The organism is Nonomuraea sp. NPDC004702 (assembly GCF_053601695.1).
On the sequence record NZ_JBSGCE010000048.1, the window covers coordinates 1 to 24999 of the forward strand.

The 24999-nt window shown below is 72.7% G+C and carries 22 protein-coding genes; 17 read left to right on the plus strand and 5 right to left on the minus strand.

Translation table 11 applies throughout. From position 1 onward, the window contains the following. Positions 1 to 97 precede the first annotated feature (97 nt). Together ACWEJ6_RS39590 and ACWEJ6_RS39595 are read right to left on the minus strand one after the other, a co-directional pair. Complete coding sequence (locus ACWEJ6_RS39590; protein ID WP_357993401.1) at positions 98 to 307, minus strand: helix-turn-helix domain-containing protein; 210 nt, start codon at positions 305 to 307, stop codon at positions 98 to 100. Then, on the minus strand, positions 307 to 906 hold the full coding sequence (locus ACWEJ6_RS39595; protein ID WP_452430600.1) for a DUF2975 domain-containing protein: 600 nt from the start codon (positions 904 to 906) through the stop codon (positions 307 to 309). Before ACWEJ6_RS39595 ends, ACWEJ6_RS39590 begins: the two co-directional genes overlap by 1 nt. A 179-nt stretch (positions 907 to 1085) precedes the next feature. Here ACWEJ6_RS39595 and ACWEJ6_RS39600 point away from each other — a divergent pair, with 179 nt between their 5' ends. The 8 genes from ACWEJ6_RS39600 (at position 1086) to ACWEJ6_RS39635 (ending at position 8128) form a co-directional block, all read left to right on the plus strand. After that, positions 1086 to 2642, plus strand: a complete 1557-nt coding sequence (locus tag ACWEJ6_RS39600) for a protein kinase domain-containing protein (RefSeq protein WP_452430602.1) — start codon at positions 1086 to 1088, stop codon at positions 2640 to 2642. An 83-nt stretch (positions 2643 to 2725) separates the two neighbouring features. Beyond that, a complete protein-coding gene (locus ACWEJ6_RS39605) occupies positions 2726 to 3799 on the plus strand; it encodes a M24 family metallopeptidase (RefSeq protein ID WP_452430604.1) in 1074 nt (357 codons plus the stop codon). A 25-nt stretch (positions 3800 to 3824) separates the two neighbouring features. Then, positions 3825 to 4385 carry an elongation factor P gene (gene efp, locus ACWEJ6_RS39610; protein ID WP_352326968.1) on the plus strand — a complete coding sequence of 187 codons (561 nt, stop codon included), beginning with the start codon at positions 3825 to 3827 and terminating at the stop codon, positions 4383 to 4385. Between the two features lies 1 nt (position 4386). Beyond that, complete coding sequence (nusB, locus tag ACWEJ6_RS39615; protein ID WP_387666389.1) at positions 4387 to 4797, plus strand: transcription antitermination factor NusB; 411 nt, start codon at positions 4387 to 4389, stop codon at positions 4795 to 4797. 232 nt (positions 4798 to 5029) lie between these two features. Further along, entirely contained in the window at positions 5030 to 5368 is a 339-nt protein-coding gene (locus ACWEJ6_RS39620; protein ID WP_452430607.1) for an MmcQ/YjbR family DNA-binding protein, read from the plus strand. A gap of 94 nt (positions 5369 to 5462) precedes the next feature. Continuing rightward, positions 5463 to 6218 (plus strand): methyltransferase domain-containing protein, encoded by a 756-nt coding sequence (locus ACWEJ6_RS39625; protein WP_364331452.1) that lies wholly within the window; start codon positions 5463 to 5465, stop codon positions 6216 to 6218. 32 nt (positions 6219 to 6250) lie between these two features. Then, positions 6251 to 7492, plus strand: a complete 1242-nt coding sequence (gene dinB / locus ACWEJ6_RS39630) for a DNA polymerase IV (RefSeq protein ID WP_452430610.1) — start codon at positions 6251 to 6253, stop codon at positions 7490 to 7492. A gap of 240 nt (positions 7493 to 7732) precedes the next feature. After that, the gene (locus tag ACWEJ6_RS39635; protein WP_358293952.1) at positions 7733 to 8128 is read left to right on the plus strand and encodes a DUF3040 domain-containing protein; all 396 of its coding nucleotides are present in this window, start codon (positions 7733 to 7735) and stop codon (positions 8126 to 8128) included. Positions 8129 to 8231: 103 nt separating this feature from the next. Here ACWEJ6_RS39635 and ACWEJ6_RS39640 read toward each other — a convergent pair whose 3' ends face one another. From ACWEJ6_RS39640 to ACWEJ6_RS39650, 3 genes are read right to left on the minus strand one after another with little or no spacing between them, the layout of a single operon-like run. Next, a complete protein-coding gene (locus ACWEJ6_RS39640) occupies positions 8232 to 10658 on the minus strand; it encodes a transglutaminase family protein (protein ID WP_397162159.1) in 2427 nt (808 codons plus the stop codon). Further along, on the minus strand, positions 10655 to 11917 hold the full coding sequence (locus ACWEJ6_RS39645) for a DUF58 domain-containing protein (RefSeq protein WP_358293949.1): 1263 nt from the start codon (positions 11915 to 11917) through the stop codon (positions 10655 to 10657). The genes ACWEJ6_RS39640 and ACWEJ6_RS39645 overlap by 4 nt, the downstream gene beginning before the upstream one ends. After that, positions 11914 to 12891: an AAA family ATPase gene (locus ACWEJ6_RS39650; protein WP_352326975.1), complete on the minus strand. Its 978-nt coding sequence runs from the start codon at positions 12889 to 12891 to the stop codon at positions 11914 to 11916. The genes ACWEJ6_RS39645 and ACWEJ6_RS39650 overlap by 4 nt, the downstream gene beginning before the upstream one ends. 466 nt (positions 12892 to 13357) lie before the next feature. Here ACWEJ6_RS39650 and mraZ point away from each other — a divergent pair, with 466 nt between their 5' ends. The 9 genes from mraZ to ftsW all read left to right on the plus strand — a co-directional run bounded on the left by mraZ (position 13358) and on the right by ftsW (position 24987). Continuing rightward, positions 13358 to 13789, plus strand: coding sequence for a division/cell wall cluster transcriptional repressor MraZ (gene mraZ, locus ACWEJ6_RS39655; protein ID WP_352326976.1), 432 nt, complete (start codon positions 13358 to 13360; stop codon positions 13787 to 13789). A gap of 219 nt (positions 13790 to 14008) precedes the next feature. Continuing rightward, positions 14009 to 14974 carry a 16S rRNA (cytosine(1402)-N(4))-methyltransferase RsmH gene (gene rsmH / locus ACWEJ6_RS39660; RefSeq protein WP_452430613.1) on the plus strand — a complete coding sequence of 322 codons (966 nt, stop codon included), beginning with the start codon at positions 14009 to 14011 and terminating at the stop codon, positions 14972 to 14974. Next, positions 14964 to 15455 (plus strand): hypothetical protein, encoded by a 492-nt coding sequence (locus ACWEJ6_RS39665; protein WP_387666400.1) that lies wholly within the window; start codon positions 14964 to 14966, stop codon positions 15453 to 15455. The genes rsmH and ACWEJ6_RS39665 overlap by 11 nt, the downstream gene beginning before the upstream one ends. Positions 15456 to 16534: 1079 nt before the next feature. Continuing rightward, the gene (locus ACWEJ6_RS39670) at positions 16535 to 18265 is read left to right on the plus strand and encodes a peptidoglycan D,D-transpeptidase FtsI family protein (RefSeq protein WP_452430668.1); all 1731 of its coding nucleotides are present in this window, start codon (positions 16535 to 16537) and stop codon (positions 18263 to 18265) included. A 40-nt stretch (positions 18266 to 18305) separates the two neighbouring features. Beyond that, entirely contained in the window at positions 18306 to 19838 is a 1533-nt protein-coding gene (locus ACWEJ6_RS39675) for a UDP-N-acetylmuramoyl-L-alanyl-D-glutamate--2,6-diaminopimelate ligase (protein WP_387667465.1), read from the plus strand. Next, a complete protein-coding gene (locus ACWEJ6_RS39680) occupies positions 19835 to 21265 on the plus strand; it encodes a UDP-N-acetylmuramoyl-tripeptide--D-alanyl-D-alanine ligase (protein WP_452430615.1) in 1431 nt (476 codons plus the stop codon). The genes ACWEJ6_RS39675 and ACWEJ6_RS39680 overlap by 4 nt, the downstream gene beginning before the upstream one ends. After that, positions 21262 to 22320: a phospho-N-acetylmuramoyl-pentapeptide-transferase gene (gene mraY / locus ACWEJ6_RS39685; protein WP_352325068.1), complete on the plus strand. Its 1059-nt coding sequence runs from the start codon at positions 21262 to 21264 to the stop codon at positions 22318 to 22320. The genes ACWEJ6_RS39680 and mraY overlap by 4 nt, the downstream gene beginning before the upstream one ends. Further along, entirely contained in the window at positions 22317 to 23687 is a 1371-nt protein-coding gene (gene murD, locus ACWEJ6_RS39690) for a UDP-N-acetylmuramoyl-L-alanine--D-glutamate ligase (protein ID WP_452430618.1), read from the plus strand. The genes mraY and murD overlap by 4 nt, the downstream gene beginning before the upstream one ends. Next, a complete protein-coding gene (ftsW, locus tag ACWEJ6_RS39695; RefSeq protein ID WP_397162155.1) occupies positions 23677 to 24987 on the plus strand; it encodes a putative lipid II flippase FtsW in 1311 nt (436 codons plus the stop codon). Before murD ends, ftsW begins: the two co-directional genes overlap by 11 nt. The last annotated feature ends 12 nt before the right edge of the window (positions 24988 to 24999 follow it).

A 24999-nucleotide genomic window follows, 5' to 3' on the forward strand; every position in this document is an offset into this window, starting at 1 on the left:
CTCGGCCGGCCGCGACGAGGCGGTGCACGAGCGGCCCGACGTCTTCGACATCACCCGGCCGCGCGCCCGTCATCTGGCGTTCGGCGGCCGCCCGCCCTCAGTCGTAGGTGAGCAGATCGCCGGGCTGACAGCCCAGGGCCTCGCACAGCCGGGTCAGCGTGGAGAAGCGGATGGCCTTGGCGTGGCCGTTCTTGAGGATCGACAGGTTCACGACGGTGATCTCGACCTTGTGCGACAGCTCGGTGAGCGTCATGCCGCGCTGGGCGAGCAGTTCGTCCAGGCGTACCCGGATGGTGCCTTCGGGCATCAGATCGTGGCCTCGACCTCGTCGAGCAGGGCCACGCCCCGGCGGACGATCTCCGAGACCCCGAGCGCGCACAGGCCGGCCACGAGGCCCGCGAGCGGCACGCCCGGCGCCGGGACGAACGCCGGACCGGTCGTCAGCAGCATGCCGGACAGTATGGCCTGCGCCGCCGTGCCGAGCCCGGCCGACACGAGCGAACCGGCGATCAGGATCCAGCCCAGCCGCCGCAGGTGCCCGGCCGTCACCGCGGAGAACAGCGCCCGGTCGCCCGACCGCGCCCTGCGCAACGCGCGGACCACGGTGTAGAGCGCGAGCAGCCCGGTCGCCATGGGCGGCGCCCACAGCAGGAGGTAGAGCAGCGCCGCCGCGGGCGAGGGCCCCACGGGGCGGAGGGTCACGTCGGCCGCGGCGCTGACGATCTCCACCCCCGGGACGGGGGTCACGGGCGGCGTCACGCCGGAGACGTGCAGCGGGACGCCGATGCCGTTGGCCGTGCCGAACGCGGCGATGAGGACGGTGGCCCCCAGGGCGGTGAGCGCGCCGAGGCAGCCGAGGACGAGGCCGATGCTCAACAGGACCTCAAGCCGGGTGATCCACTTCATGGGCATAACGATAATCGTAAATAACGAAAGTCGTTATGTCGAGGGGCGGCGGGCGCGGCGTGACGGGGGGCGCGAACCGTGGATCATGGGGCGGGGAGGGGCTGGAGGGCCCTATGGTGGGTCGGAAATAGCCCACTTTTCGAGTTTTTGGCGGGGATATGTCCGACGCTACGCCTTCGATGGTCGCCGACCGGTACCGGCTTGACGAGCTCATCGGCAGCGGTCCGATGGGTGAGGTGTGGCGGGCCTACGACACCCGCGCCGACTGGGTCGTGGCCGTGAAGATCCTGGGCGCGGGCGAGGCCGGTGAGGCCGGTGAGGCCGCCAGGGAGGCGCTGAAGCAGCACGCGCAGGCGGTGGCCAGGGTGATCCACCCCAATGTGGCCATGGTCCTCGACGTGGGCGACCAGGAGGGCGCCCCTTTCCTGGTGACCGAGTTCCTCACCGGGACCAGCGTGGGGGAGGACCTGGCGGCCGAGGGGCCCATGCCGATCGTCGAGGTGTGCGACCTGGTCGGCCAGGCGGCCGCCGGGCTGGACGCCGCGCACCGCGCCGGGGTGTTCCACGGGCAGATCGACTCCGGCAGCTTCCGGCGGGCGGCCAGCGGCGTGCTGAAGGTCGTCGGGTTCGGGCTGCCGGACGAGGAGCCGTCCCAGGCCGAGCGCCGCTACCTGGCCCCTGAGCGGGCCTCCGGCCGTCCCGCCACGGCCGCCGCCGACCTGTACGCCCTCGGCGCCGTCTGCTACGAGCTCCTCTGCGGCCGCCCGCCCGCCGCCGCCCCCGACCTGCCGGTGACCGGCATGCGCGCCACCCCGCCGTCCCCACCCTCCGCCCCCGGCGCCGAGGCCCCCGGAGCTCCGGCCCCGGGAACCGAGGCCCCCGGGGGTGTTGGGCAGGGGGTCGTCCCGCCCAGTGCGATCCGGCCCGAGATCCCGGCCGAGCTGGACCGGCTCGTCCTCGCGATGCTCGCGCCCGACCCCGCCAGGCGGCCTTCGGGCGGCGAGCCCGTCCGCCGGGCCATGGCCGCCATCGCCCGGCCCGGCGCGGCCCCGAACACCGCCCAGAGTCCCGCCGGTGCCCCGGCGGGCCGGCCGGGCGACACCCAGGTCTACGACTTCAACGGCGTCCCGCGGGCCGGTGACACCGCCGTCTACGAGTCCGCCGAGCTGGACCCGGCGCCGCCGCGTACCGGGAACAAGCTGCTGATCCAGATGGGGATCGCCGTCGCGGTCATCGCCGTGGTGGCCGTCGCCATGGTGATGTGGGCGGGCTCGCGCGAGGAGACCCCGGTGGCCGAGCCGAGCGCGAGCACGCCCCCCACGCCCGTCCTGACGCCGGACGTCACGCCGCCCGCCCGCCCGACCTCCGAGCCGCCCCGAGCCAGCCCCACCGACCTCACCCCGGGCGACACCGCCACCAGCCTGGTCCAGACCGTCGGCCCCAAGACGACCCTGGGCTCCGGGCAGACCCCGGCGGGCGGCTGGGACCACTGGCTGGTGAAGTTCGACGAGGCGGTGACGGCCCAGGAGGACATCGGCGACATCGACCCCCATGTCGCCGAGAAGGTCCACGACAAGCTCAGGAAGGCCGCCAAGAAGCTCCAGGACGGCCGTTTCGAGCCCGCCCGCGGCCAGATCGCCGGCGTCTACCGGGACCTGCGCAACGCCCAGGTGAAGGGCGAGGTCCCCCTGTCGGGCCCCCTCGCCTCCTTCCTGGACGACTTCGCCGTCTCCTGACCGTGATGGGGGGCGGGAGGCCCGTGGTTTCCCCCTCTCCTGACCGGGTGGGGGAGGGGTCTGGGCGCGCGTACATTGGCGGGATGACCATCGACCACGCGGCGCGCCGGGCACGCCTGGCCGCCGCGCTGCCCGCCCACGAGGTCCACGCGCTCCTCGTCACCTCCCCCGTCAACGTCCGCTACCTCACCGGGCTGGTCAGCTCGAACGCCGCCGTCCTGGTCAGGGCGGACGGCTCGGCGCTGCTGGCGACCGACAACCGCTACATCGACAAGACCCGCGCCCTGGACGTGCCCGCGGTCGAGGCGCCCGACGTGGCCGGCCGGCTGGCCGCGCCGGGCGTGGGCATCGAGGCCGCCGCCATGACCGTGGCGACCTTCCGCCGCCTGGAGGCGGGCCTGGCAGAGAGCGGAGGCGACAGCGAGGGCCAGGGCCTGGTGCCGCTCGGCCCGCTGGTCGAGGAGCTGCGCGCGGTCAAGGACGAGGCGGAGCTGGAGCTCATCCGCACCGCCTGCGCCCTGACCGACCAGGCCTTCGCCGACGTGCTCCCGCTGATCGCGCCGGGCCTCACCGAGCGCGCCCTGGCCCGTCTCCTCGACAACCGCATGACCGAGCTGGGCGCCGACAAGCCGGCGTTCGACACGATCGTCGCCGCCGGCGAGAACGGCGCGATCCCGCACCACGCCCCCACCGACCGCGAGCTGCGCGCCGGCGACCTGGTCACGATGGACTTCGGCGCCCGCTACCACGGCTACCACGCCGACATGACCAGGACGGTCTGCCTGGGCGCGCCCGCCGCCTGGCAGCGCGACCTGTACGACCTGGTCAGGCGCGCCCAGCGGGCCGGCCGGCACGCCCTGACCCCGGGAGCCCAGGCCAAGGACGTCGACGCCGCCGCCCGCGGCCTGATCGAGGCGGCGGGCCACGGCGAGCACTTCCGGCACGGCCTGGGCCACGGCGTCGGCCTGGAGATCCACGAGGACCCGTTCCTGGGCCCCTCCAGGACCGGTAGACTAGAGGATCGAGTTCCGATCACCGTCGAGCCTGGGATCTACCTCCCCGAGCGGGGCGGGGTTCGCATCGAGGACACCCTCGTGACCCGTGAGGGCGGGCCGGAACTTTTCACCAAGACCACCAAGGAGCTGCTCGTCCTTTAGAGCGGCCACACGCGGGAGAGAACGAGTGGCGACGACCAACGACCTCAAGAACGGCATGGTGCTGAAGCTCGAGGGCGGTGAGCTCTGGAGCGTTGTCGAGTTCCAGCACGTCAAGCCGGGCAAGGGCGGCGCGTTCGTGCGCACCAAGCTCAAGAACGTCCTCTCCGGCAAGGTCGTCGACAAGACCTTCAACGCCGGCGTGAAGGTCGACGTGGCCAACGTCGACAAGCGCGAGATGCAGTACTCCTACAAGGACGGCGACGACTTCGTCTTCATGGACACCGAGACCTACGACATGGTCAACGTGCCCGCCCGCACCGTCGGCACCGCCGCCAACTACATGCTGGAGAACACCCTCGCCACGATCGCGTTCAACGAGGGCTCGGCGCTCTACGTCGACCTGCCCGCCGCCGTCGAGCTGCTGATCTCCAACACCGAGCCCGGCCTGCAGGGCGACCGCTCCACCGGCGGCACCAAGCCGGCCACGCTGGAGACCGGCGCCGAGATCAAGGTGCCGCTGTTCATCACCACCGGCGAGAAGGTCAAGGTCGACACCCGCAGCGGCGAATACCTCGGCCGGGCCTGAGGTGTCTGCACGCGGCAAAGCACGCAGGCGCGCCCTTGACATCCTCTTCGAGGCCGAGCTGCGCTCGGAGGATCCGCTGAAGATCCTCGCCGAGCGCGTCGAGCGGCAGGAGCCGCCGGTCAACGAGTACACCTCGGCCATCGTCGAGGGCGTCGCCCGCCACCATGCCCGCATCGACGAGCTGATCACCACCTACTCCGAGGGCTGGACCCTCGACCGCATGCCCGCGGTCGACCGCAACCTGCTGCGCGGCGGCACGTACGAGCTGCTGTGGATGCCCGGCGTGCCGGAGGGCGTGGTCATCAGCGAGTGGGTGCACCTGGCGGGCGAGCTGTCGACCGACGAGTCGCCGCAGTTCATCAACGGCCTGCTGGCCCGGTTCAAGCAACTCAAGCCAAGCCTCACCCTTTAGACAAAGGCCGCGAAGGCCGTTTCGGAGTACGTTCCACTCAGACGGTCCGTACGGCTCGGGAAGAGGCGGCGGGAGGCGCGCCGGCGCGCGGCCTTCCGGTGCGGTCCCCGGCCTGGCCGCGGGGCCGTGAGCCGGTCCGGGGAAGTGGCGCGTCACCAGCCGCGACGCGCCCTTTTCCGGCCCTGTCCGGCCCTGTCGGGCCTTGTCCGGCTTTCTGTGTGAGCATCGGTCCATGGTGACCGAAGACGAGGTGCGCGCCCTCGCCCTGGCGCTCCCCGAGACCGCCGAGAAACCCATGTACGGCACGCCCGCCTTCTACGTGCGCGGCAGGTGGTTCGCCCGGATCACGCAGGAGGACGGCGTGCTCGCCGTGCCGGTGGGCGGCGTGGAGCTCAAGCACGAGCTGATCGCCGCCGTCCCCGGCACGTTCTTCTCCTCGCCCCACTACGACGGGCACGCCGTGGTGCTGGTGCGCCTGGCGGCCGTGGCGGCCGGCGAGCTGGCCGAGCTGCTGACCGACGCCTGGCGGCTGCGCGCGCCGAAGAGGATCGCGGCGGCCTTCGACGGTTAGGGTCCGGCCTGCGGGCGACGGCGCGTACGGCGTAGGCTGGGCCCGTCCGCACAGGGCGAGGGCCGCCCGCGGAGGAGAGAGAGGCGAGCCGACGTTGCGAGCAGAAGGCGTCACCACGAAGACCCCGGCGGTGCGCACCGCCGTCGTGTGGGGCGCGTTGCGGTCGGTGCTGGCCGAGCGTGCCGAGGCCGTCGGCCGGGCCACGCTCGACATCGTCGACGCCGGCGGGGGCACCGGCGGGTTCGCCGTGCCGCTGGCCGAGCTCGGCCACACCGTCACCGTCGTCGATCCCAGCCCCGACTCGCTGGCCGCGCTGGAGCGCCGGGCCAAGGAGAAGGGCGTGGGCGTGCGCGGCCTGCAGGGCGACACCGCCGACCTCGGCGACCTGCTCGACCGCGACAGCGCCGACCTGGTCCTGTGCCACAGCGTCCTGGAGTACGTCGACGATCCCACCGGCGCGCTGGCCGCCGTCGCCGGGCTGCTGCGCCCGGGTGGCGCCGTCAGCGTGCTGGCCGCCAACCCCGTGGCCAGCGCGATCCACCGGGCGCTGGCCGGGCAGTTCGACGAGGCCAGGGCCGTGCTGGCCGACCCGCGCGGCACGTGGGGCGACCGCGACCCCACGCCGCGGCGTTTCACCGCCGAGACCCTGGCGCAGCTGCTGACCGCCACGGGCTTCACCGTCGGCGCGGTCCACGGCGTGCGGGTCTTCGCCGACCTGGTGCCCAGCCGGCTCGTCGACGGCGAGCCCGGCGCGGCCGACGCGCTCGTGGCGCTGGAGCAGGCCGCCGCCGTCCACCCCGTGCTGCGGGACGTCGCCACCCAGGTGCACGTCCTCGGCCACCGCCCCTAGTCTGGAACGTCTGTTCGGATAGACTCGCAGGCGTGTCCCGCAAGCAGATCACAGGCATCGGCCCCGCGCCGCGGACCGGGGTCGATGACAGCGGCTGCCCGATTCTCCACGTCGACATGGACGCCTTCTTCGCCAGCGTGGAGCTGCTGGAACGGCCGGAGCTGCGGGGCCGCCCGGTGATCGTCGGCTCGCCGGCCGGGCGCGGCGTCGTGCTCAGCGCCACCTACGAGGCCAGGGCGTTCGGCGTGCACTCGGCGATGCCGATGAGCAGGGCCCGCCGGTTGTGCCCGCAGGCCACGATCATCCCGCCCAGCCACGGCAAGTACTCCGAGGTCTCCCGGGGCGTCATGGAGATCTTCCACTCGATCACCCCGCTGGTCGAGCCGATCGCCTCCGACGAGGCGTTCCTCGACGTCGGCGGCGCCCGGCGGCGGCTCGGCCCGCCCGCGGCGATCGCCGCCATGATCAGGGAGCAGGTCCTCGACCGCTACGGCATCACCTGCTCGGTGGGGGTGGCCTCCAGCAAATTCGTGGCAAAGCTGGCCTCCAAGCAGTGCAAGCCCGACGGCCTGCTGGTGGTGCCCGAAGGGCAGGTGGTCGACTTCCTCCACCCGCTGCCGGTCGCGGCGTTGTGGGGCGTGGGGGAGCGCACCGAGCAGTCCCTCGTCCGGCTCGGCATCCGCACCGTCGGCGACCTGGCCAGGGTGCCGCTGGGCACGCTCCAGCGCGAGCTCGGGCAGGCCGTCGGCGGCCACCTGGCGGCGCTGGCCTGGGGGCGCGACGAGCGTCCGGTGACCGCGCACGTGCCCGACAAGAGCATCGGCAACGAGGAGACCTTCGCGGCCGACGTCGACGATCCCGAGGTGATCCGGCGCGAGCTGCTGCGCCTGGCCGAGCGCGTGGCGGCCCGGATGCGTAAGGGCGGACACGTGGGCAGAACTGTAAGTGTGAAGCTGCGCCGGGCCGATTTCACCACGATCACCCGGTCGCGCACCCTGCGGGAGCCGACCGACGTGGCCCAGGTGATCTACGCCACCGCCTGCGAGCTGTTCGAGGCCGCCGGTCTCCAGCGGGTGCGCCTGCGCCTGGTCGGGGTCCGGATGGAGAACCTGCGCCCGGCCGGCGAGGCCACCCATCAGCTCGGTCTGGGCGAGCGCGAGACCGGCTGGCGCGAGGCCGAACAGGCGATGGACAAGGCGATCCGGAGATTTGGCCCCGATGCGGTGCTCCCAGCGTCGCTGGTACGTGGCAAGCTTGATGAAATAGAGACATGACGCCCATGTCCTACTCGATCGGTCAGTCGGGTAGGAGAAGGATGTCGCGATTTTGGGGGAAGGGGTGCGAGATGGTCCACAATGGAGCCATGACGTCACCTCCGGTTTGGTCTGCGTTGGACGTTTGCTTTCGCCTACGTCTACAGCCTCGTATTCTGGGGATAACCGACCGCGAGGTTCGGACACCCCGTGTCGTCCGTTGCCGTCTTCCCCGTCCTGGGGCTGTCCTTGGGAGGCGCCGTGCCGCTCTCTGAGCACGAGCAGCGCTTGCTCGACCAGATCGAGCAGGCCCTCTACGCCGAGGACCCGAAGTGGGCCAACACCGTGAGGATCAGTGACCCGCGCAGCCATTACAAGCGTCGCCTGATCAAAGCCTCCATCGGCTTTGCGCTCGGCGTCGTGATCATGATGGTCGGCGTGGTCATGAGTCAGATCCCGCTCGGCGTCGGCGGTTTCGTGGTCATGCTCGCCGCGTGTCTGTGGGGTCTGTCCAGCTGGAAGCGCATGAACGGGTTCGGCGACTCGCCGCCGGCCCAAGGCGCCGGCGCCACGGGCAGGCAGCCCCGGCGCGCCAACCGGGGCACCTTCATGGAGCGCATGGAGGAGCGCTGGCGCCGTCGTCACGACGAGCGCTGACCTCCTCGCCGCTCCTCACCGGCCCCGAACCTTCCGCCCAACGCGAACGTGCGGCCGTTCCCCTTCCGGGGAGCGACCGCACGCTCGGTCCTGGGCAGGCGGCTCAGGCGCCCTTGTGGGCCGCCGTCCGCCGCAGCCTGATGTTCTCCAGCAGGTCGAAGCCGTCCAGCAGGCGCTCGCCCAGCGCCCGCAGCCGCCGCAGCGTCGAGGGCGGCAGCAGCACCGCCCGCATCCGCCTTCCCCGCGACACCGTCGCCGCCAGGGCCTGCCGCACCTTGCGCAGGTCCTTTCTCATGGGCCCGATCGTGCCCGGGTCCCTGGCGAACAGGACCCGCTCGACCGTCGTCGCGATGGCCGTCATGGCGGCCGCCGACTCGGCGTCGAACTCGTACTGCCGGCTCAGCCGCCGGGCCAGCGCCCTCGGGGTCTCGCTGGCGCCGCGGGTCATGCCGTAGTCGCACAGCACGTCGTCCAGCTCGGCCCACACGGCCGCGATCGACGGGTGGTGGGCGGTCGCGATCCTGGCCGTCAGGTCGTCGGCCGGTTGCGAGACCTTCCAGCCCAGCGCGCGCACCCGCCGGTTCCTGGTGAGCAGCCGCAGCGCCGCCGGGACCAGCAGGAGCAGCAGCAACGCGCCCGCGCCGATGCCGATCTTGCCGATCAGCGGCATCGAGTCGTCCGGCGGCAGGCCGCCCGTGGCGATCAGGCCCTCACGGTCGAGCTCGCGCGGGTTGCGCCGGGTGGAGGGGTTGATCGGGTCGTCGGCGCCGGACTCGGTCGCGCCGCTGCTCGGCGAGGTGGACGGCGTCGTCGAAGGCGCCGGCGGGACCGTGTAGTCCGGCACCCGCGCGCTGCCCTGCCCCAGCGACCCGGACGGCGTCGGCTCGAACGGCAGCCAGCCCACGCCCTCGAAGTACAGCTCGGGCCAGGAGTGCGAGTCGCCGGTCGTGACCGTCCAGTTGTCGCCGGCCTTCGTGCCGCCGGTGTAGCCGATCGCCACCCGCGACGGGATGCCGACGATCCTGGCCAGCACCGCCATCGAGGCCGCGAACTGCTCGCAGTAGCCCGTGCGGTCGCGCAGCAGGAAGTCCCGCAGCGCGGAGTTGCCGTGGCCCTGCGTGCGCAGGTCGTAGCGGAAGTCGCCGTCCTTGGTGAAGAACTGCTGGAGCTTCACCGCCGCCTCGTAGTTGGAGTTGGTCTGCGCCGTCAGCGAACGCGCCAGCCGGACGATCTCTGGCGGCAGGTTGTCCGGCAGCTTCAGGTAACGCCGGTCCACGCTCGGCTGGACGCCCTCCAGCGACTCCAGCAGCTCCGGCGTGGCGGCCGGCTCGCTGGTGGCGACCTCGTACTCCAGGCCGGCCGCCTCGTCGGGGATGGAGAAGACCATCAGCGTGCCCACGTCGGCGCGCCAGTCGCCGTCCACCCGGATCTGCCGCGGCGGGTACGGCAGCGGCAGGAACTGCAGCCGCTCGATCTCGTCGCTCATCCGGATCCTGGTGACGACGTTGCTGACCTTCGTGCTCGCGCTCAGCCCCGGAGGCGGCGGCAGCGGGCCGTTCTCCGTCCTGTTGTCCGGCGAGCCCTTCGGCTCGGTCATGCCGAACTGCTGGCCGTCGAAGGTGTCCAACGCGTAGATCCGCAGGTACCTGGGCTTGTCGTCGTTGTTGTTGTAGGTGAGCACCACGCGCCGCTCGGGCAGTTCGAGCTGCCCCCGCAGGCTCGCGATCGGGCTCGCGATGCTGATCGAGTTGCCCTTGCCGCCGCCCCGGCCGCCCACGCCGAACTGGAAGAAGGAGACCGGCTCCATCACCGGCAGCGCGGCGGGCAGCAGCACGGCCAGCGCGATGGCGGCGAACCCGATGCGCTTGCCCGACAGCCGCAGTCCGCTGGTGTCGGCCCTGGCCCCGCCGGTGTCCGGACGCGGCCCGGTCGCCGCCCTGGTCCGGCGGACGAGCACCGCCCGTCCCCAGTGGCCCACCCGCTCGCGCCCGTCGGCGATCAGCAGGCTGACGAAGCCGAGCGCGGCGATGATGAAGGCGGGCCAGCTGATCGGCTCGGCCAGGATCGTCGCCGGGACCGTGGCCAGCGCCAGCAGCGGCAGCCCCGCCAGCGCCGCCCGCCGCAGCCGCGCGGCGAGCAGGTCCACGGCGATCGCGATGACGCCCACGCCGCCCGCGGTCAGCAGCGTGATGCCGTCCGTGGACGGCACGGGCGCGGCGTAGCGCTGGATGTCGGCCCAGCCGACCCCGAGCAGCCGGCCCAGCTCCCACACCGACTCCTTGGTCGGGATCACCAGCGCCCACGCCTTGCCGGAGGCGAAGACCACGGTCAGGAAGATCCATAACGCGGCCAGCCCGGCCGGCGGCGCGGCCCAGGCGGGCAGCGACAGGCGGGAGCCGATCAGCCCGGCGGCCATCACGGCCAGCACCGCGCCGAGCGACGTCCAGAACCAGGCGCCGCCCTGGAAGAGCGGATAGAGCAGGATCGCCGCGGCGAACGCGGCCACACCCGAGGCGGCCGTCAGCCTCATGCCGCACCTCCCGTGGGGTTGAGCGCGTACCTGCCGCGGTTGGCGGCGTCCGGCCAGACCGAGGCGATGGAGGTGCCGGCGGGCAGGCGGACGATCCGCCAGCCGTAACCGGCCAGGACGCCCTGAACGGCGTCGAAGTTCTCGTGCGAGCCCCGGCCGGCGCCCTCCCAGGTGCCGGCGTCGAGCAGGACCGCGACACCGGTGACGCCGCTGTGCCGCAGCCTGGCCAGCTCCCTGGCCTCCTCGGGGTCGAGCGCGCCGAGCACGGCCACGATCAGGCCGTCGCCGCCGCCCTGGCGCAGGGCCGAGACGCCCATCTCCAGCGAGCGGGCCGAGCTGTGCCGCACCACGGCGAGCGTGTCCAGCAGCGAGTAGCTGAGACCCTGGTCGGTCAGGTGCTCGGCGCCCTGGTCGGTCACCAGCCGCAGGCCCAGACCCTCGTGGGCGAGATGCACGCCGATCGAGGCCGCGGCCGAGACCGCCACCTCGAAGGAGGAGCGCGGGCCCTCGCCGCGGTGGGCGTGCCTGCGGGTGTCCAGCAGGAGCGCGCCGCGGCTCTGCCACTGCTGCTCCTCGCGGCGCACCATCAGCTCGCCGTGCCGGGCGGTCGAGCGCCAGTGCACCCGGCGCAGGTCGTCGCCCTGCCGGTACTCGCGCGGCGCCACGTCGTCGTCGCCGGCCGCGGCCACGCTCCTGGTGCGGCTGTCGCCGCCGCCCGTCCACTCGCCCGACAGCCGTACGTGCGGCAACGCCACCACCTGCGGCGTCACCACGAGCGTGTCGCTGATCGTGAACGCCCGCGTCAGCTCCACCAGCCCGAACGGGTCGGCGATGCGCACCGACAGCGGCCCGATCGTGTACCTGCCGCGCAGGTCGGACCGGACCCGGTAGTCGATCTCCCGCACGCCCTTGGACTCGACCCGGTCGAGCACGAACCGCGGCCGCACGCCCAGCGCGTACGGCACGGTGTCCTCGATCAGCAGCAGCCCGGTCGGCAGCCTGGTCACGTTCTCCAGGCGCAGCGTCACCGTGGCCTCCCCGCCCACCTCCGCCCTGGGCGGGTCCAGCCTCCGCGCGCAGCTCAGCCGGTACCTGGTACGTGCCACCACCAGCGCGGCCAGCAGCGGCAGCGCCGTGACCAGCACGCCGATCCTGAACAGGTCGTTCTCGCCCAGGATCAGCGCCATCAGCAGCGCCGCGATCCCCGAGGCCAGGAACGACCTGCCGCGGGAGGTCAGCGCCCGCAGTCCGGCCCTCACGACGCTCGCGTCTCCGGCACCGGCACACGCCTGACGAGGTCGGTCACCACCTGCTCGGGCAGACGGCGCTGGCCCTGGGCCTCGACGCTGGGCAGCAGCCGGTGCGCCAGCACGGGCACGGCCAGGTCCTGCAGGTCGTCGGGGATGACGTAGTCGCGTCCGGCCAGCGCCGCGTGCGCCCTGGCCGCGCGGACGAGCTGCAGCGTGGACCGGGGGGAGGCGCCCAGCCGCAGGTCGGGGGAGTGGCGGGTGGCCACGACGAGGTCGATGGCGTACTTCTTGACCGGCTGCGAGACGTACACGCCGCGCACGGCCTCGATCAGGGCGCGCACCTCGGCGGTCGTGGCGACCGGCTCCAGCTTGTCCAGCGGCGAGGTGCTGCCGTGCACGTCGAGCATCTCCAGCTCGGCGGTCGGCTCCGGGTAGCCCATGGCGACCCGGGCGGTGAACCGGTCGCGCTGGGCCTCGGGGAGGGGATAGGTGCCCTCCATCTCGATGGGGTTCTGGGTGGCGATCACCATGAAGGGGGCGTCCAGGGGGTACGTCACGCCGTCCACGGTGACCTGGTGCTCCTCCATGCACTCCAGCAACGCCGACTGCGTCTTGGGGGAGGCGCGGTTGATCTCGTCGCCCACGACGATGTTGGCGAACACCGGCCCGGGCTTGAACTCGAACTCACGCGTCTGCTGGTTGTAGGCGCTGACCCCGGTGATGTCACTGGGCAACAGGTCGGGCGTGAACTGCACGCGGCGCACCGGGCAGTCGATGGACCGCGCCAGAGCCTTGGCGAGCATCGTCTTGCCGACCCCCGGCACGTCCTCGATCAAAAGGTGGCCCTCGGCGAGCAGGACGGTCAGCGTGAGACGGACGGCGTCGCTCTTTCCCTCGATCACCGACTCGATGGCCTGCCGAATTCGGTGGGCGGTGGAGACCAGCTCGTCAAGCTGGGGAGGGACGTCATGGGTTAGTGCCACCAGGCCTCCATAGTGCGACGGCTGTCCCGCACGGTGCCATTACGGGAGCCATGCCATTCCTTTTCCATTGTCTGTACGACCCTACGACGCTGCGGGTTCTTGAGCGACATTTGTGGATATTCCAGGGAACCCCGCTGATGTTCCTGTTCTTGTCGCATAGCAGTGCGAATCCCGTGACACTGACCCCCTCGGCGGCCCCACTTTCCCCCACCGCCGCCTTGGCGCCCGCCGGAAGCCCCTATACCGCCGGTCTTTCCAACCCTCGACACGCCCATGAGGGTTGGCCCGCCCCCCGGCGCCCCCCACCCTCGCTCCACCGCTCTGACCTGCGGTAACGCAACGGAAACTGATGATGAAGACGGTTCGAATCAGTTGACGGTGGGGAGAAGTGGAGTATGGTGGTGCGCAGTGGAGGGCCCGGTGCACCAGCGCTGAGCGCTTCGCTGAGGCACGGGAGGTGGCGCCGATGTTCCTCGGCACCCATCAACCGCGTCTTGACGACAAGGGACGGCTGTTCCTGCCGGCTAAGTACCGTGAGGAGCTGGCGGAGGGTCTTGTGATCACCAAAGGCCAGGAGCGATGCCTCTACGTCTTTCCAGTAGAGGAGTTCCAGCGCATAACCGAGGCTCTCAGCACCGCCCCGGTCACCGCCAAGGCGGTGCGTGACTACAGCCGCGTCTTCTTCGCAAGCGCGTCCGACGAGAAACCAGACAAGCAGGGACGCGTCACGATCCCGCAGAGCCTGCGTCAATACGCCGGCCTGGAGCGTGACTGCGTCGTCATCGGGGCCAACACCCGGTTGGAGATCTGGGACTCGCAGGCTTGGGACACCTATCTCAACGCGCAGGAGCAGGCGTTCGCCGATCTGTCGGAGGAGGTGCTGCCAGGGATCTTGTAGTGACCACGGTCGATCCGTCGGTGATGTCGTTCGGCGAGGTCTCCACCCGCAACCACTGCCTGCCAACTGATGCACCTTCCCCGGTGTCAGAGGGCGGGCGTCCACGAAGAGGGTGCGGATGGGGACCTGGCCGGACGGCGCCGGGTGGGGACCCAGGAATGACTGACGATTGACCGATACGCGTCATCCGCGAGCAGGACGCGAGAGGGGGGGTTGGAGATGGACGACAACGCAGGCACGGGCGGTCACGTTCCGGTGATGCTCGACCGCGTACTGGAGCTGCTGGGCCCGGCGCTGTCGGGGCCGGAGCCGGTCGTCGTCGACGCCAATCTCGGGCTCGGCGGCCACTCCGAGGCCCTGCTCGCCGCCTTCCCGTCCCTGCACCTGATCGGGATCGACCGCGACCCGTTCGCGATCGACTTCTCCACCCGCAGGCTCGCCCCCTACGCCGGGCGCACCACCCTGGTCCACGCCTCCTCGGGCGACCTGGCCCAGATCGTCGCCGAGGCCGGGCATCCCACGGTCCACGGCGTGCTGTTCGACCTCGGCGTCTCCTCGCCGCAGCTCGACGAGGCCGAACGCGGCTTCGCCTACTCCTACGACGCCCCGCTCGACATGCGCATGGACACCGACCAGGAGCTGACGGCCGAGCGGGTGGTCAACACCTATCCGGCCGCCGACCTGGCACGAATCCTGCGCGACTACGGCGAGGAACGTTTCGCGCCGAGGGTCGCGGGGCTTATCGTCAAGGAACGCGCCAAGGAGCCCATCACCTCCACCAAGAGACTCGCCGACATCGTGCGCGACGCGATCCCCGCGGCGACCAGGCGCACCGGCGGCAACCCCGCCAAGAGGACTTTTCAGGCGCTGCGCATCGAGGTCAACGCGGAGCTGTCCGCCCTGGAGGCGGCGCTGCCCGCGGCGCTCGACGCGCTGGCGCTGGGTGGGCGGGTCGTCGTGCTCTCCTACCACTCCCTTGAGGACCGGCTCACCAAGCAGGCCCTCACGGCGCGAACCAAGGACACCAGCCCGCCAGGGCTGCCTGTCCCGCTACCGGCACACCAGCCGAGGTTCCGCCTGCTGACGAGGGGAGCCGAGCTCCCCAGCGATGAAGAGCTCGCCCGCAACCCGCGGGCGGCCTCGGCCCGGCTACGGGCGGCAGAGAGGATCCGCGTTGACGATTGAGCAGGAGACCGGCCGGGTCGCGCCCGTCCGCCGCGCCATGCCCAAGCCGGGCACGCGCAGGCCGGGCGCTTCGCACCAGACCAAGCCGCGGCCCCGTCCTGACACCGGCGGCCGGCGGCCGGCGGCCGCGCGTCCAGGCGAGAGCGCCGCGCCCGCGCGCCGTCCCGCCGCGCGGCGGCCCTCGACCAAGCGGCAGCGGGCGCCGTTCGTGCTGCTCGTCGTCGGGTTGATGTGCGGTGGGCTGGTGAGCCTGCTGCTGCTCAACATCATGCTCAACCGCGACGCCATCACCGACGCCAAGCTGCGCGAGGAGATCGCGGTGGCCCAGCAGGAGAAGGAAGCGCTCCGGCTGGAGTACGAGCGCAAGATGCAGCCCCAGAACATCGCCGACCGCGCCGAGGCGCAGGGCTACCACCTGGACAAGAACCTGCGGCCCTGGGACAAGGGCGAGCCGACTGTCCCGGCGGTCCCGGAGCGGTGAGGGATTCAGGCGGCAGGGGACAGGGTCCCGGCCGCGGCGCTGGCGGCGCCGGCTCTCCTGGAGGGCCCGGCGCCGCTCGTCGTACGCCGGGCGGTCCGGGGCGGGCAGGACGAGGGGGCTCTGCCCGTTCCGACGGGGCGGGCCGCCCGGGGGCGCCGGACGACTCGCCGCGCAAGCGTCCCCCCGACCCGTTCGACCTGCCGTTCGACGACGACCTGAGGGGCCGCCGGCCCCACGACCCCGACGACGACGCGCGCGGCAGCGCCCGCCGCGACTCCGCGGGCGGTTCCCGCGGCCGCCAGCGCCGCGACGACGGCGACCGCGCCCGGCCCCGCGACGACGACGAGGGCACCCGTTCGCGCCGCGACCCGGGCGACGGCCCGCGCCGCCGTCCGCGCGACGACTCCCGCGACGATTCCCGCAACCGCGCCGTCTCCCAGGGGCGCGACGACGACGACCGCCCGCGCGGGCGCACCCCGCAGAGCCGCGACGGCGACGACCGTCCGCGTGGCCGTGCCGCCCAGGGACGCGACGAGGGCGACCGTCCGCGGGGCCGTGCCCAGGGGCGGGACGAGAGCGACCGGGCGCGCGGGCGCGCGTCCCAGGGGCGCGACGACGGCGCCAGGGACAGGGCGCCGCAGGAGGGGTCACGCCGTCGCGGCGACGGCCCCGGCCCCGACCAGGCCCGCGGCTCAAGATCTGACCAGGGGCGCGGCTCCCGGTCCGACCCGGCGCGCGGCTCGCGATCCGACCAAGGACGTGGCTCGCGGCCCGACCCGGCGCGCGGCTCGCGATCCGAACCTGCGCGTGGCTCGCGGTCCGAGCCTGCGCGGCCCGGTTCGGGGCCGGGCCAGAGCCGAAGCTCCCGGCCCGACCAGGGGCGCGGCGGCAGGCCCGGTCAGACCCGCGGTCCCGGGGCCGGTCAGGCGCGCGGTCCGGCGTCCGGCCAGGGGCGCGCCTCCGGGCTGGACCAGGCGCGCGGCCGTGAGCGCGGCATGCTGCGCCGGGGCGCGGACGTGCCGCCGCCCAGGGGCCCGCGCCGCCCGCCCACCCCGCCGCGCCCGCCGCGGCCCCCGCTGGTGCTGCGCCTGGGCAGCCCGCGCCGGCGCATCAACATCGGCCTGATCGGCATGACGTTCATCCTGTCGATCTTCGCCGGCCGGCTGATCCAGATGCAGGGCCTCGACTCCAAGGTCTACGAGGCCGCCGCCGTCGGCCAGCGCCAGCACGTCGAGGAGATCCCCGCCAAGCGCGGCACGATCACCGACGTCAACGGCAACGCGCTGGCCCGTACGTCGGAGGCCCGCGAGGTGTCCATCGACCCCTCCAAGGTCCCCGCGGACGTCCGCGCCAACGTCGCCGCGATCCTGGCCAGGCAACTGGGCAAGACCGTGGAGGAGATGACCGCCAAGCTGTCCAGGACCGGCAGCCGCTACCAGCTCCTGGCCCGAGACGTCGACCCGGTCGTGGCCACCCGCCTGCTCCAGGCCCGCGTGCCCGCTCTCAGCACGAAGAAGACCTACCGCCGCGACTACCCGGCCGGCGACCTGGCCGGCAGCCTCATCGGCTTCGTCGGCGACGAGGGCAACGGCCTGGGCGGCATGGAACAGGCCAAGAACACGATCCTGGCCGGCCGCGACGGCAAGCAGCGCGTCGAGACCGGCCGCGACGGCCTGCGCATCCCCATGACCAGCAGCGAGCGCACCGCGCCCGTCAACGGGCAGGACGTGCGGCTCACCATCGACCGCGACATCCAGTGGGCCGCCCAGAAGGCGGTCGCCGAGCAGGTGCGCGAGTCGGGCGCGAGCAGCGGCGCGGTCATCGTCATGGACGTGCGGACCGCCCAGATCATCGCCATGGCCAACGCGCCCGAGCTCGACCTGGGCAACTGGCGCAGGGCCCCCGCGTCCTCCTACGTCAACAAGGCCGCCGCGGACGTGTTCGAGCCCGGCAGCACCAACAAGGTGATCACCGCCGCCGCCGCGCTGGAGGCCAAGGAGGTCACCCCCGACACGGTGTTCCAGGTGCCCGACAACATCAGGTGCGCCGACCGGGTGCTGCGCGACGCCCACGCCCACAAGCCCGAGGCGATGACCTTCCGGCAGGCCATGGCCCAGTCCAGCAACGTCGCCACGATCATGGCCGCCCGCAAGGTCGGCAGCGAGCGCCTGTACGCGATGCTCAGGGCGTTCGGGTTCGGCAGCACCCCGGCGGGCGGCGTGCCCAACGCCGAGGCGGGCCTGCTGCCCAACTACAAGAACTGGTCGGGCAGCCAGAGCTGCACGGTCGCCTACGGCCAGGGCGTGTCGGTGACCGCCCTGCAGACCGCCAGCGTCTACCAGACCATCGCCAACGGCGGCGTCCGCGTCGATCCGCAGATCGTGGCGGGCACCACCGACGCGTCCGGCAGGTTCGTCCCGGCTCCCGCGGGCAGGCAGACCAGAGTGGTGAGCGAGACGACGGCCAAGGAGATCACGACGATGCTGGAGACCGCGGTGAGCGCCGAGGGCACCGGCGCGCTGGCCGCCATCCCCGGCTACCGGGTGGCGGGCAAGACCGGCACCGCCGACCGCTACGACGCCGAGCTGGGCCGCTACGACGGCTACACGGCCTCCTTCGCCGGGTTCGCGCCCGCGGACGCGCCCCGGCTGGTGGTGCTCTCGGTGCTCCAGAACCCCAAGAACGGCCATTTCGGCGGCCAGCTCGCGGCCCCCGTGTTCAAGGATGTGATGACGTTCGCCATCAAGAGCAGGAAGATTCCTCCCACAGGCTCGGACGCGCCGCCGGTGCGTACGCGCGCGGGACAGTGAGCAGGGAAGGTACGCTCTCGCCGTGCGTCCCCCGTCGTCTATGCGTCCCAAGACCAGCCCGCCCCGTCCGCTGACCGGGCTCGCGACCATGCTCGACGCCGATTCCGGCACGTCGAGGTCGCCCCATGCCGCCCTGACCGGCGTCACCATCGATTCCCGCGCCGTGCAGCGCGGCGATCTCTACGTGGCGCTGCCGGGCAACCGCGTGCACGGCGCGACCTTCGCCGCCGAGGCGATGGCGCGCGGAGCCGTGGCCGTCCTCACCGACCCGGCCGGGCGGGAGGCCGCCGTGGCCACCGGCCTGCCGGTGCTGATCGTGCCCGATCCGCGCGCGCTGCTCGGGCAGGTCTCCTCCTGGGTCTACGGCCAGCCGGCCCACGACGTCCAGGTCATCGGGGTGACCGGCACGAGCGGCAAGTCCACCACCACCTTCATGGTGGAGGCCGGCCTGCGGGCGGCCGGCCACACGACGGGCCTGGTCGGCGGCGTCGAGATCGCCGCCGGAGACCTCCGCTTCGAGCCCACGCTGACCACGCCGGAGGCCCCGCAGCTGCACGCGCTGTTCGCGCTGATGCGCGAGCAGGGGGTCACCGCGGCCACCATGGAGGTCTCCAGCCACGCGCTGGCGCTCGGCCGGGTCGACGGCATCTTCTACGACGTCGCCCTGTTCACCAACCTCTCCCAGGACCACCTCGACTTCCACAAGGACTTCGAGGACTACTTCGCCACCAAGGCCAGGCTGTTCCAGCCCGAGCTGAGCCGCGTCGGCGTGACCAACATCGACGACCCGCACGGCCGGGAGCTGCTGCACCGGGCCAAGGTGCCGATGACCACGTTCTCGGCGCTCGGCGACCCGGAGGCGGAGTGGCGGGCGCTGGAGGTCCGGCTCGGCGCCGACGGCAGCGCGTTCCGGGTGGCCGGTCCCGGCGGGGTCGAGGCCGACGCGCAGATCTCGCTGCCCGGCCCCTTCAACGTCGCCAACGCGCTCGGCGCGATCGTCTGCCTGGTGGAGTCGGGGGTGCCGCTCCAGACCGCCGTGCACGGCGTGGGCAGCCTCACCGGGGTGCCCGGGCGCATGCAGCGCATCACCTCCGCCGAGGAGGAGTTCCAGGCGCTCGTGGACTACTCCCACAAGCCGGGCGCCGTGGAGTCGGTGCTGCGCTCGCTGCGTGAGGTGACCGCGGGCACGCTGACGATCGTGCTGGGCTGCGGCGGCGACCGCGACACCGGCAAACGCCCGATCATGGGCGAGATCGCCGCCCGGCTGGCCGATGTGGCGATTTTCACCAACGACAACCCGCGCTCGGAGGATCCGCTCGCCATCCTGGCCGCGATGATGGAGGGAGCGCTCGGCGTTCCGCCCCGCGACCGCGCCCATGTGATCATTGAGCCCGACCGCGCGGCCGCGATCGACCTGGCCGTCGGCCGGGCCGGCCGCGGCGACGTGATCGTCGTCGCGGGCAAGGGTCACGAGCAGGGCCAGTACGTCTCCGGCGAAGTGATCCCGTTCGACGACCGCGAAGTGGTCGCCGAAGCGATCGACGCACGCAACGAAAGCAGGAAGCACCGATGATCCCGTTGCCGCTGGCCAGGATCGCCGAGATAACCTCGGGCGCCCTGTCGGGCATGGCAGACCCCCGCGCCGTGGTGCGCGGGCCCGTAGTGATCGACTCACGCGCGGTGGAGCCGGGATCGCTGTTCGTCGCCCTCGCCGGCGAGCGGGTCGACGGCCACGACTACGCCGCGCAGGCGATCCGGGCCGGAGCGGTCGCCGTCCTGGCCTCCAGGCCGGTCGACGCGCCGGCGGTGATCGTCCCCGACGCCGCGGTCGCGCTGGCCGCGCTGGCCGCCGCGCAGGCCGCCGCGCTGCCGCAGGCCACCGTGATCGGCGTGACCGGCTCGGCGGGCAAGACCAGCACCAAAGACCTGCTGGCCAGGCTGGCCGGCCGGATGGGCCCGACCATCGCGCCCGTCGGCAGCTTCAACAACGAGCTCGGCCACCCGCTGACCGTGCTGCGCGCCGACGTCGACACCCGGTTCATGGTGCTCGAACTGGCCGCCCGCAACATCGGCCACATCGCGGACCTCACCCGCATCGCGCCGCCGACGATCGGCGTGGTGCTCAACGTCGGCACCGCGCACCTCGGCGTGTTCGGCGGCAAGGAGGCCATCGCCAAGGCCAAGGGCGAGCTGGTGGAGGCGCTGCCGCGCAGCGGGGTTGCGGTGCTCAACGCCGACGACCCGCTGGTGTCGCAGATGGCCTCGCGCACCGACGCGCGCGTCACGTACTTCGGGCGCGGCGAGGGCGCGGCCATCAGGGCCGAGCAGGAGACGGTCGACGGGCGCGGGCGGGCCTCGTTCACGTTGCGCACGCCGTCCGGGGCCGCGCCGGTCACGCTCCAGCTCTACGGCGCCCACGCCGTGGAGAACGCTCTGGCCGCCGCCGCCGCGGCCTACGAGCTCGGCCTGCCGGTCGCCACGATCGCCGAGGAGCTGTCGGAGGCCACGCCGCGCAGCCGCTGGCGCATGGAGGTCACCGACCGGCCCGACGGCGTCACGGTGGTCAACGACGCCTACAACGCCAACCCCGACTCGATGCGGGCCGCGTTCGACATGTTCGGCGTGATGGGCCAGGAGCGGCGGCGGTTCGCGGTCATCGCGGCGCTGCGCGAGCTGGGCGAGGAGAGCGCGGCGCTCAACGCCGAACTGGGGCGGCTGGCGGGCGGTTCGGGCCTGACGGGCCTGGTCGTCGTCGGTCCCGACGCCGGCCCGGTGCTGGAGGGCGCGAACGAGGCGGCCTCGGCCGCCGCGGGACCGCCAGGTGGCGGAGGGCCATATGCTCCCCAGATGACCCGGATCGTACATGTCCCTGATGCCGAGGCAGCGGCGGCCGCACTGGCCGGCCTGCTGCGCCCCGGCGACGCGGTGCTCGTCAAGGGCCCCCGCGCGATGGGCCTGGAACGCACGGCGGAGCTCCTTCTCGGAGGTGCCGCTCAGTGATCAACATCGTCATCGCCGGCGCGGTGGGCCTCGTCCTGTCGATGCTGGGGACCCCCTTGGCGATCAGGCTGTTCTCGCGGCGCGGCTACGGCCAGGAGATCCGCGAGGAGGGAGTGCAGGCCCACCTGGGCAAGCGCGGCACCCCCACCATGGGCGGCATCGTGTTCGTGCTGGCCGCGCTGCTGGCCTACGGCGGCTCCCACCTGGCCACGCTGTCGCCGCCGACGGTGTCGGGCATGCTCGTGCTGTTCCTGATGACCGGCCTCGGCGCGGTCGGCTTCCTCGACGACTTCATCAAGATCTACAAGCAGCGCAGCCTGGGCCTGCGCAGCGGCGCCAAGGCCCTCGGCCAGCTCGTCGTCGGCGCCGTGTTCGCCGTGCTGATCACCCGCCAGCCCAACGTCTACGGCATCACCCCCGCCGAGACCCGGCTGTCGTTCCTGCGCGACATCGGCCCCTCGATCGGCATCGTCGGCTTCACCATCTGGGTGCTGTTCATGATCGTCGGCTTCTCCAACGCCGTGAACCTCACCGACGGCCTCGACGGCCTGGCCAGCGGCGCGACCGGCGTCGTGCTCGGCGCGTACGTGCTGATCGGCAACTGGCAGCTCCGCAACAACTGCATCGACCAGCTCGGGCCCAACTGCTACTGGGTGCGCGACCCGCTGGACCTGTCGGTGGTGGCCGCGGCCGTGCTGGGGGCGCTGGTCGGGTTCCTGTGGTGGAACGCCCCGCCGGCGAAGATCTTCATGGGCGACACCGGCTCGCTGGCTCTGGGCGGCGTGCTGGCCGGCCTGGCCATCGCCACCCGCACGCAGCTCCTGCTGATCATCCTGGCCGGGCTGTGCGTGATCATCACGGCGTCCGTCATCATCCAGGTCGGGTTCTTCAAGATGACCGGGAAACGGGTGTTCAGGATGGCGCCGCTCCAGCACCACTTCGAGCTGAAGGGCTGGGCCGAGACCACGATCGTGGTGCGGTTCTGGCTGATCGCCGGGCTCTGCGCGGCGCTCGGGCTCGGGCTGTTCTACGTCGAGTGGATGCCCAAGCCATGACGTTGACGTGCGTGGCCGGGCTCGGCGTCTCCGGCACCGCGGTGGCCGGGGCGCTGGCCGGACGCGGCGAGCGGGTCGTGGTCGTGGAGGCCGTGGAGGGTGAGCGGCAGCTGGCCGCCGCGGCCGAGCTGGCCCGCGCCGGGGTCGAGACCAGGTTCGGCGAGATGGTGCTGCCCGAGGGCACGACCAGGCTCGTCACCACCGGCTGGGCCCCGCACCACCCGCTGGTCGCCGCCGCGCTGGCGGCCGGCGTCGAGGTCGTCGGCGAGGTGGAGCTGGCCTGGCGGCTGCGCCCGCCGCACGCCGCCCCCTGGCTCGCGCTGACCGGCACCAACGGCAAGACCACGGCCGTGCGCATGCTCACCTCGATCCTCCAGGCCGCCGGGCTCGACGCCCTGGCCGTGGGGAACGTCGGCGTCCCGGTCGTCCGTGCCGTCGCCGAGCCGTACGACGCCCTGGCCGTCGAGCTGTCCAGCTTCCAGCTCCACTGGTCCAGCACCCTGGCCCCGCACGCCGCGGCGATCCTGAACATCGCCCCCGACCACCTCGACTGGCACGGCTCCATGGCCGAGTACGCCGCCGCCAAGGGCCGCATCTTCGAACGCGCCGGCACCGTGATCTACAACGCCGACGACCCCGAGTGCGCCCGCCTGGCCGAGCCCTACCAGGGCGCCGTCGGCTTCACGCTGCGGGCGCCGCGCAGCGGCCAGATCGGCGTGGTCGAAGACCTGCTGGTCGACCGGGCGTTCGTGGCGGACCCGGTCGAGGCGGCCGAAGAGCTGGCCACGTTCGCCGACATCCGGCCCCTGGCCCCCCACAACGTGGCCAACGCCCTGGCCGCCGCCGCCCTGGCCCGCTCGCTCGGCGTGCCGTCCGAGGCCGTACGGCTGGGCCTGCGCGCCTTCAAGCCCGACCCCCACCGCCTGTCCCACGTCGACCGGGTCGGCGACGTCGACTACGTCGACGACTCCAAGGCCACCAACCCGCACGCCGCCGCGGCCGCGTTGAGCGCCTACCCGTCGATCGTGTGGGTGGCGGGCGGTCAGCTCAAGGGCGCCGACGTCGACGACCTGGTCCGGCGGGCCGCGCCCCGGCTGCGCGGCGCGGTGCTGCTGGGCGCCGACCGCGCGGCGATCGCCGAAGCACTCGCGCGACACGCGCCGAATGTCCCCGTCGTGGACATCCCGGGCCAAGACACTGGTGTGATGGACACCGTCGTCACCGAAGCCGCGCGGCTGGCCTCCCCCGGGGACACCGTGCTGCTCTCCCCAGCGGGCGCCTCGCTCGACATGTTCCCCGGCTATCCGGCACGAGGGGAGGCCTTCGCCCGTGCCGTCCACGAGCTGAGGCGGCGGCGTGAGCAGTAGCACCGGCACCGCCGGCGCCCGCCCGGCCGCCGGCGAGCCCACCCGGTCCAAGGCCCAGGAGGGCCCGGCGAGCTGGGTCCGCGAGCAGCGCGCCGTGCTGAAGGAACTGCTCGACAAGCCGCTGACGACCTACTACCTGATCATCATGTGCAGCGCGCTGCTGCTCGCGCTCGGGCTCATGATGGTGCTGTCGGCCTCGGCGATCGAGGCCCAGCAGAAGACCGGCAACCCGTTCTCGTGGTTCATCAAGCAGTCGTTGTCGGCCGGCGTCGGCGTGCCCGTGATGTACGCCTGCTCGCGCCTGCCGCCAAAGTTCTTCCGCTGGGCGGGCTACCCGCTCATGGCGCTGGCGGTGCTGGCGCTGGTCATGGTGCTGTTCATCGGCGAGTCCGAGCTGGGCGCGCAGCGGTGGATCTACCTCGGCCCGTTCACCCTCCAGCCGTCCGAGCCGGCCAAGCTGGCGCTCGTGCTGTGGGGGGCCGACCTGCTGGCCAGACGGGCCAGGCAGGGCCGGATCGAGTGGCGGCAGATGCTGATCCCGCTCATGCCCGGCACCGCGATCCTGGTCGTCATGGTCCTGCTCGGCCGCGACCTCGGCACCACCCTCGTGCTCTTCATGATCTTCCTGGCGCTCCTGTGGGTGGTGGGGGCGCCGATCAAGCTGTTCGGCGGCATCCTGGCGCTGGCGGTGCTGGCCGCGGCCATCATGATCAAGGTGGAGCCGTACCGGATGAAGCGCATCGGGGCCTTCCTCGACCCGTGGGCCGACGCCCAGGGCGCCGGCTACCAGGCCGTGCAGGGGCAGATCGCGATGGGCTCGGGCGGCTGGTTCGGGCTCGGCCTGGGCAGCAGCCGCCAGAAGTGGAGCTGGCTGCCCCACGGCGAGAGCGACTTCATCTTCGCCATCCTCGGCGAGGAGCTCGGGCTGATGGGCACGCTGATGGTGGTGGCGCTGTTCGGCCTGCTCGGCTACGCGGGGCTGCGGGTCGCGGTCCGGGTCAACGACGGCTTCGTCCGCCTGGCGGCGGCCGCCATGGTGGCCTGGATCGTCGGGCAGGCGGCCGTCAACATGGGCGCCGTGCTCGGCGTCCTGCCCATCACCGGCATCCCGCTGCCGCTGGTCTCCTACGGCGGGTCGTCCCTGCTCCCCACGCTCGCCGCGCTGGGCATTCTGCTGTCGTTCGCCAAACGCGAGCCCGGCGCGCGCGAAGCCTTGGCCGCGCGTGGCCCCGGACCCGCCGCACGGGGCCTAAGCTGGCTTGGCCTGGGGGGTACGTCCAGAGGCCGAGTGAGACGTTAGGGAGTGACCGAG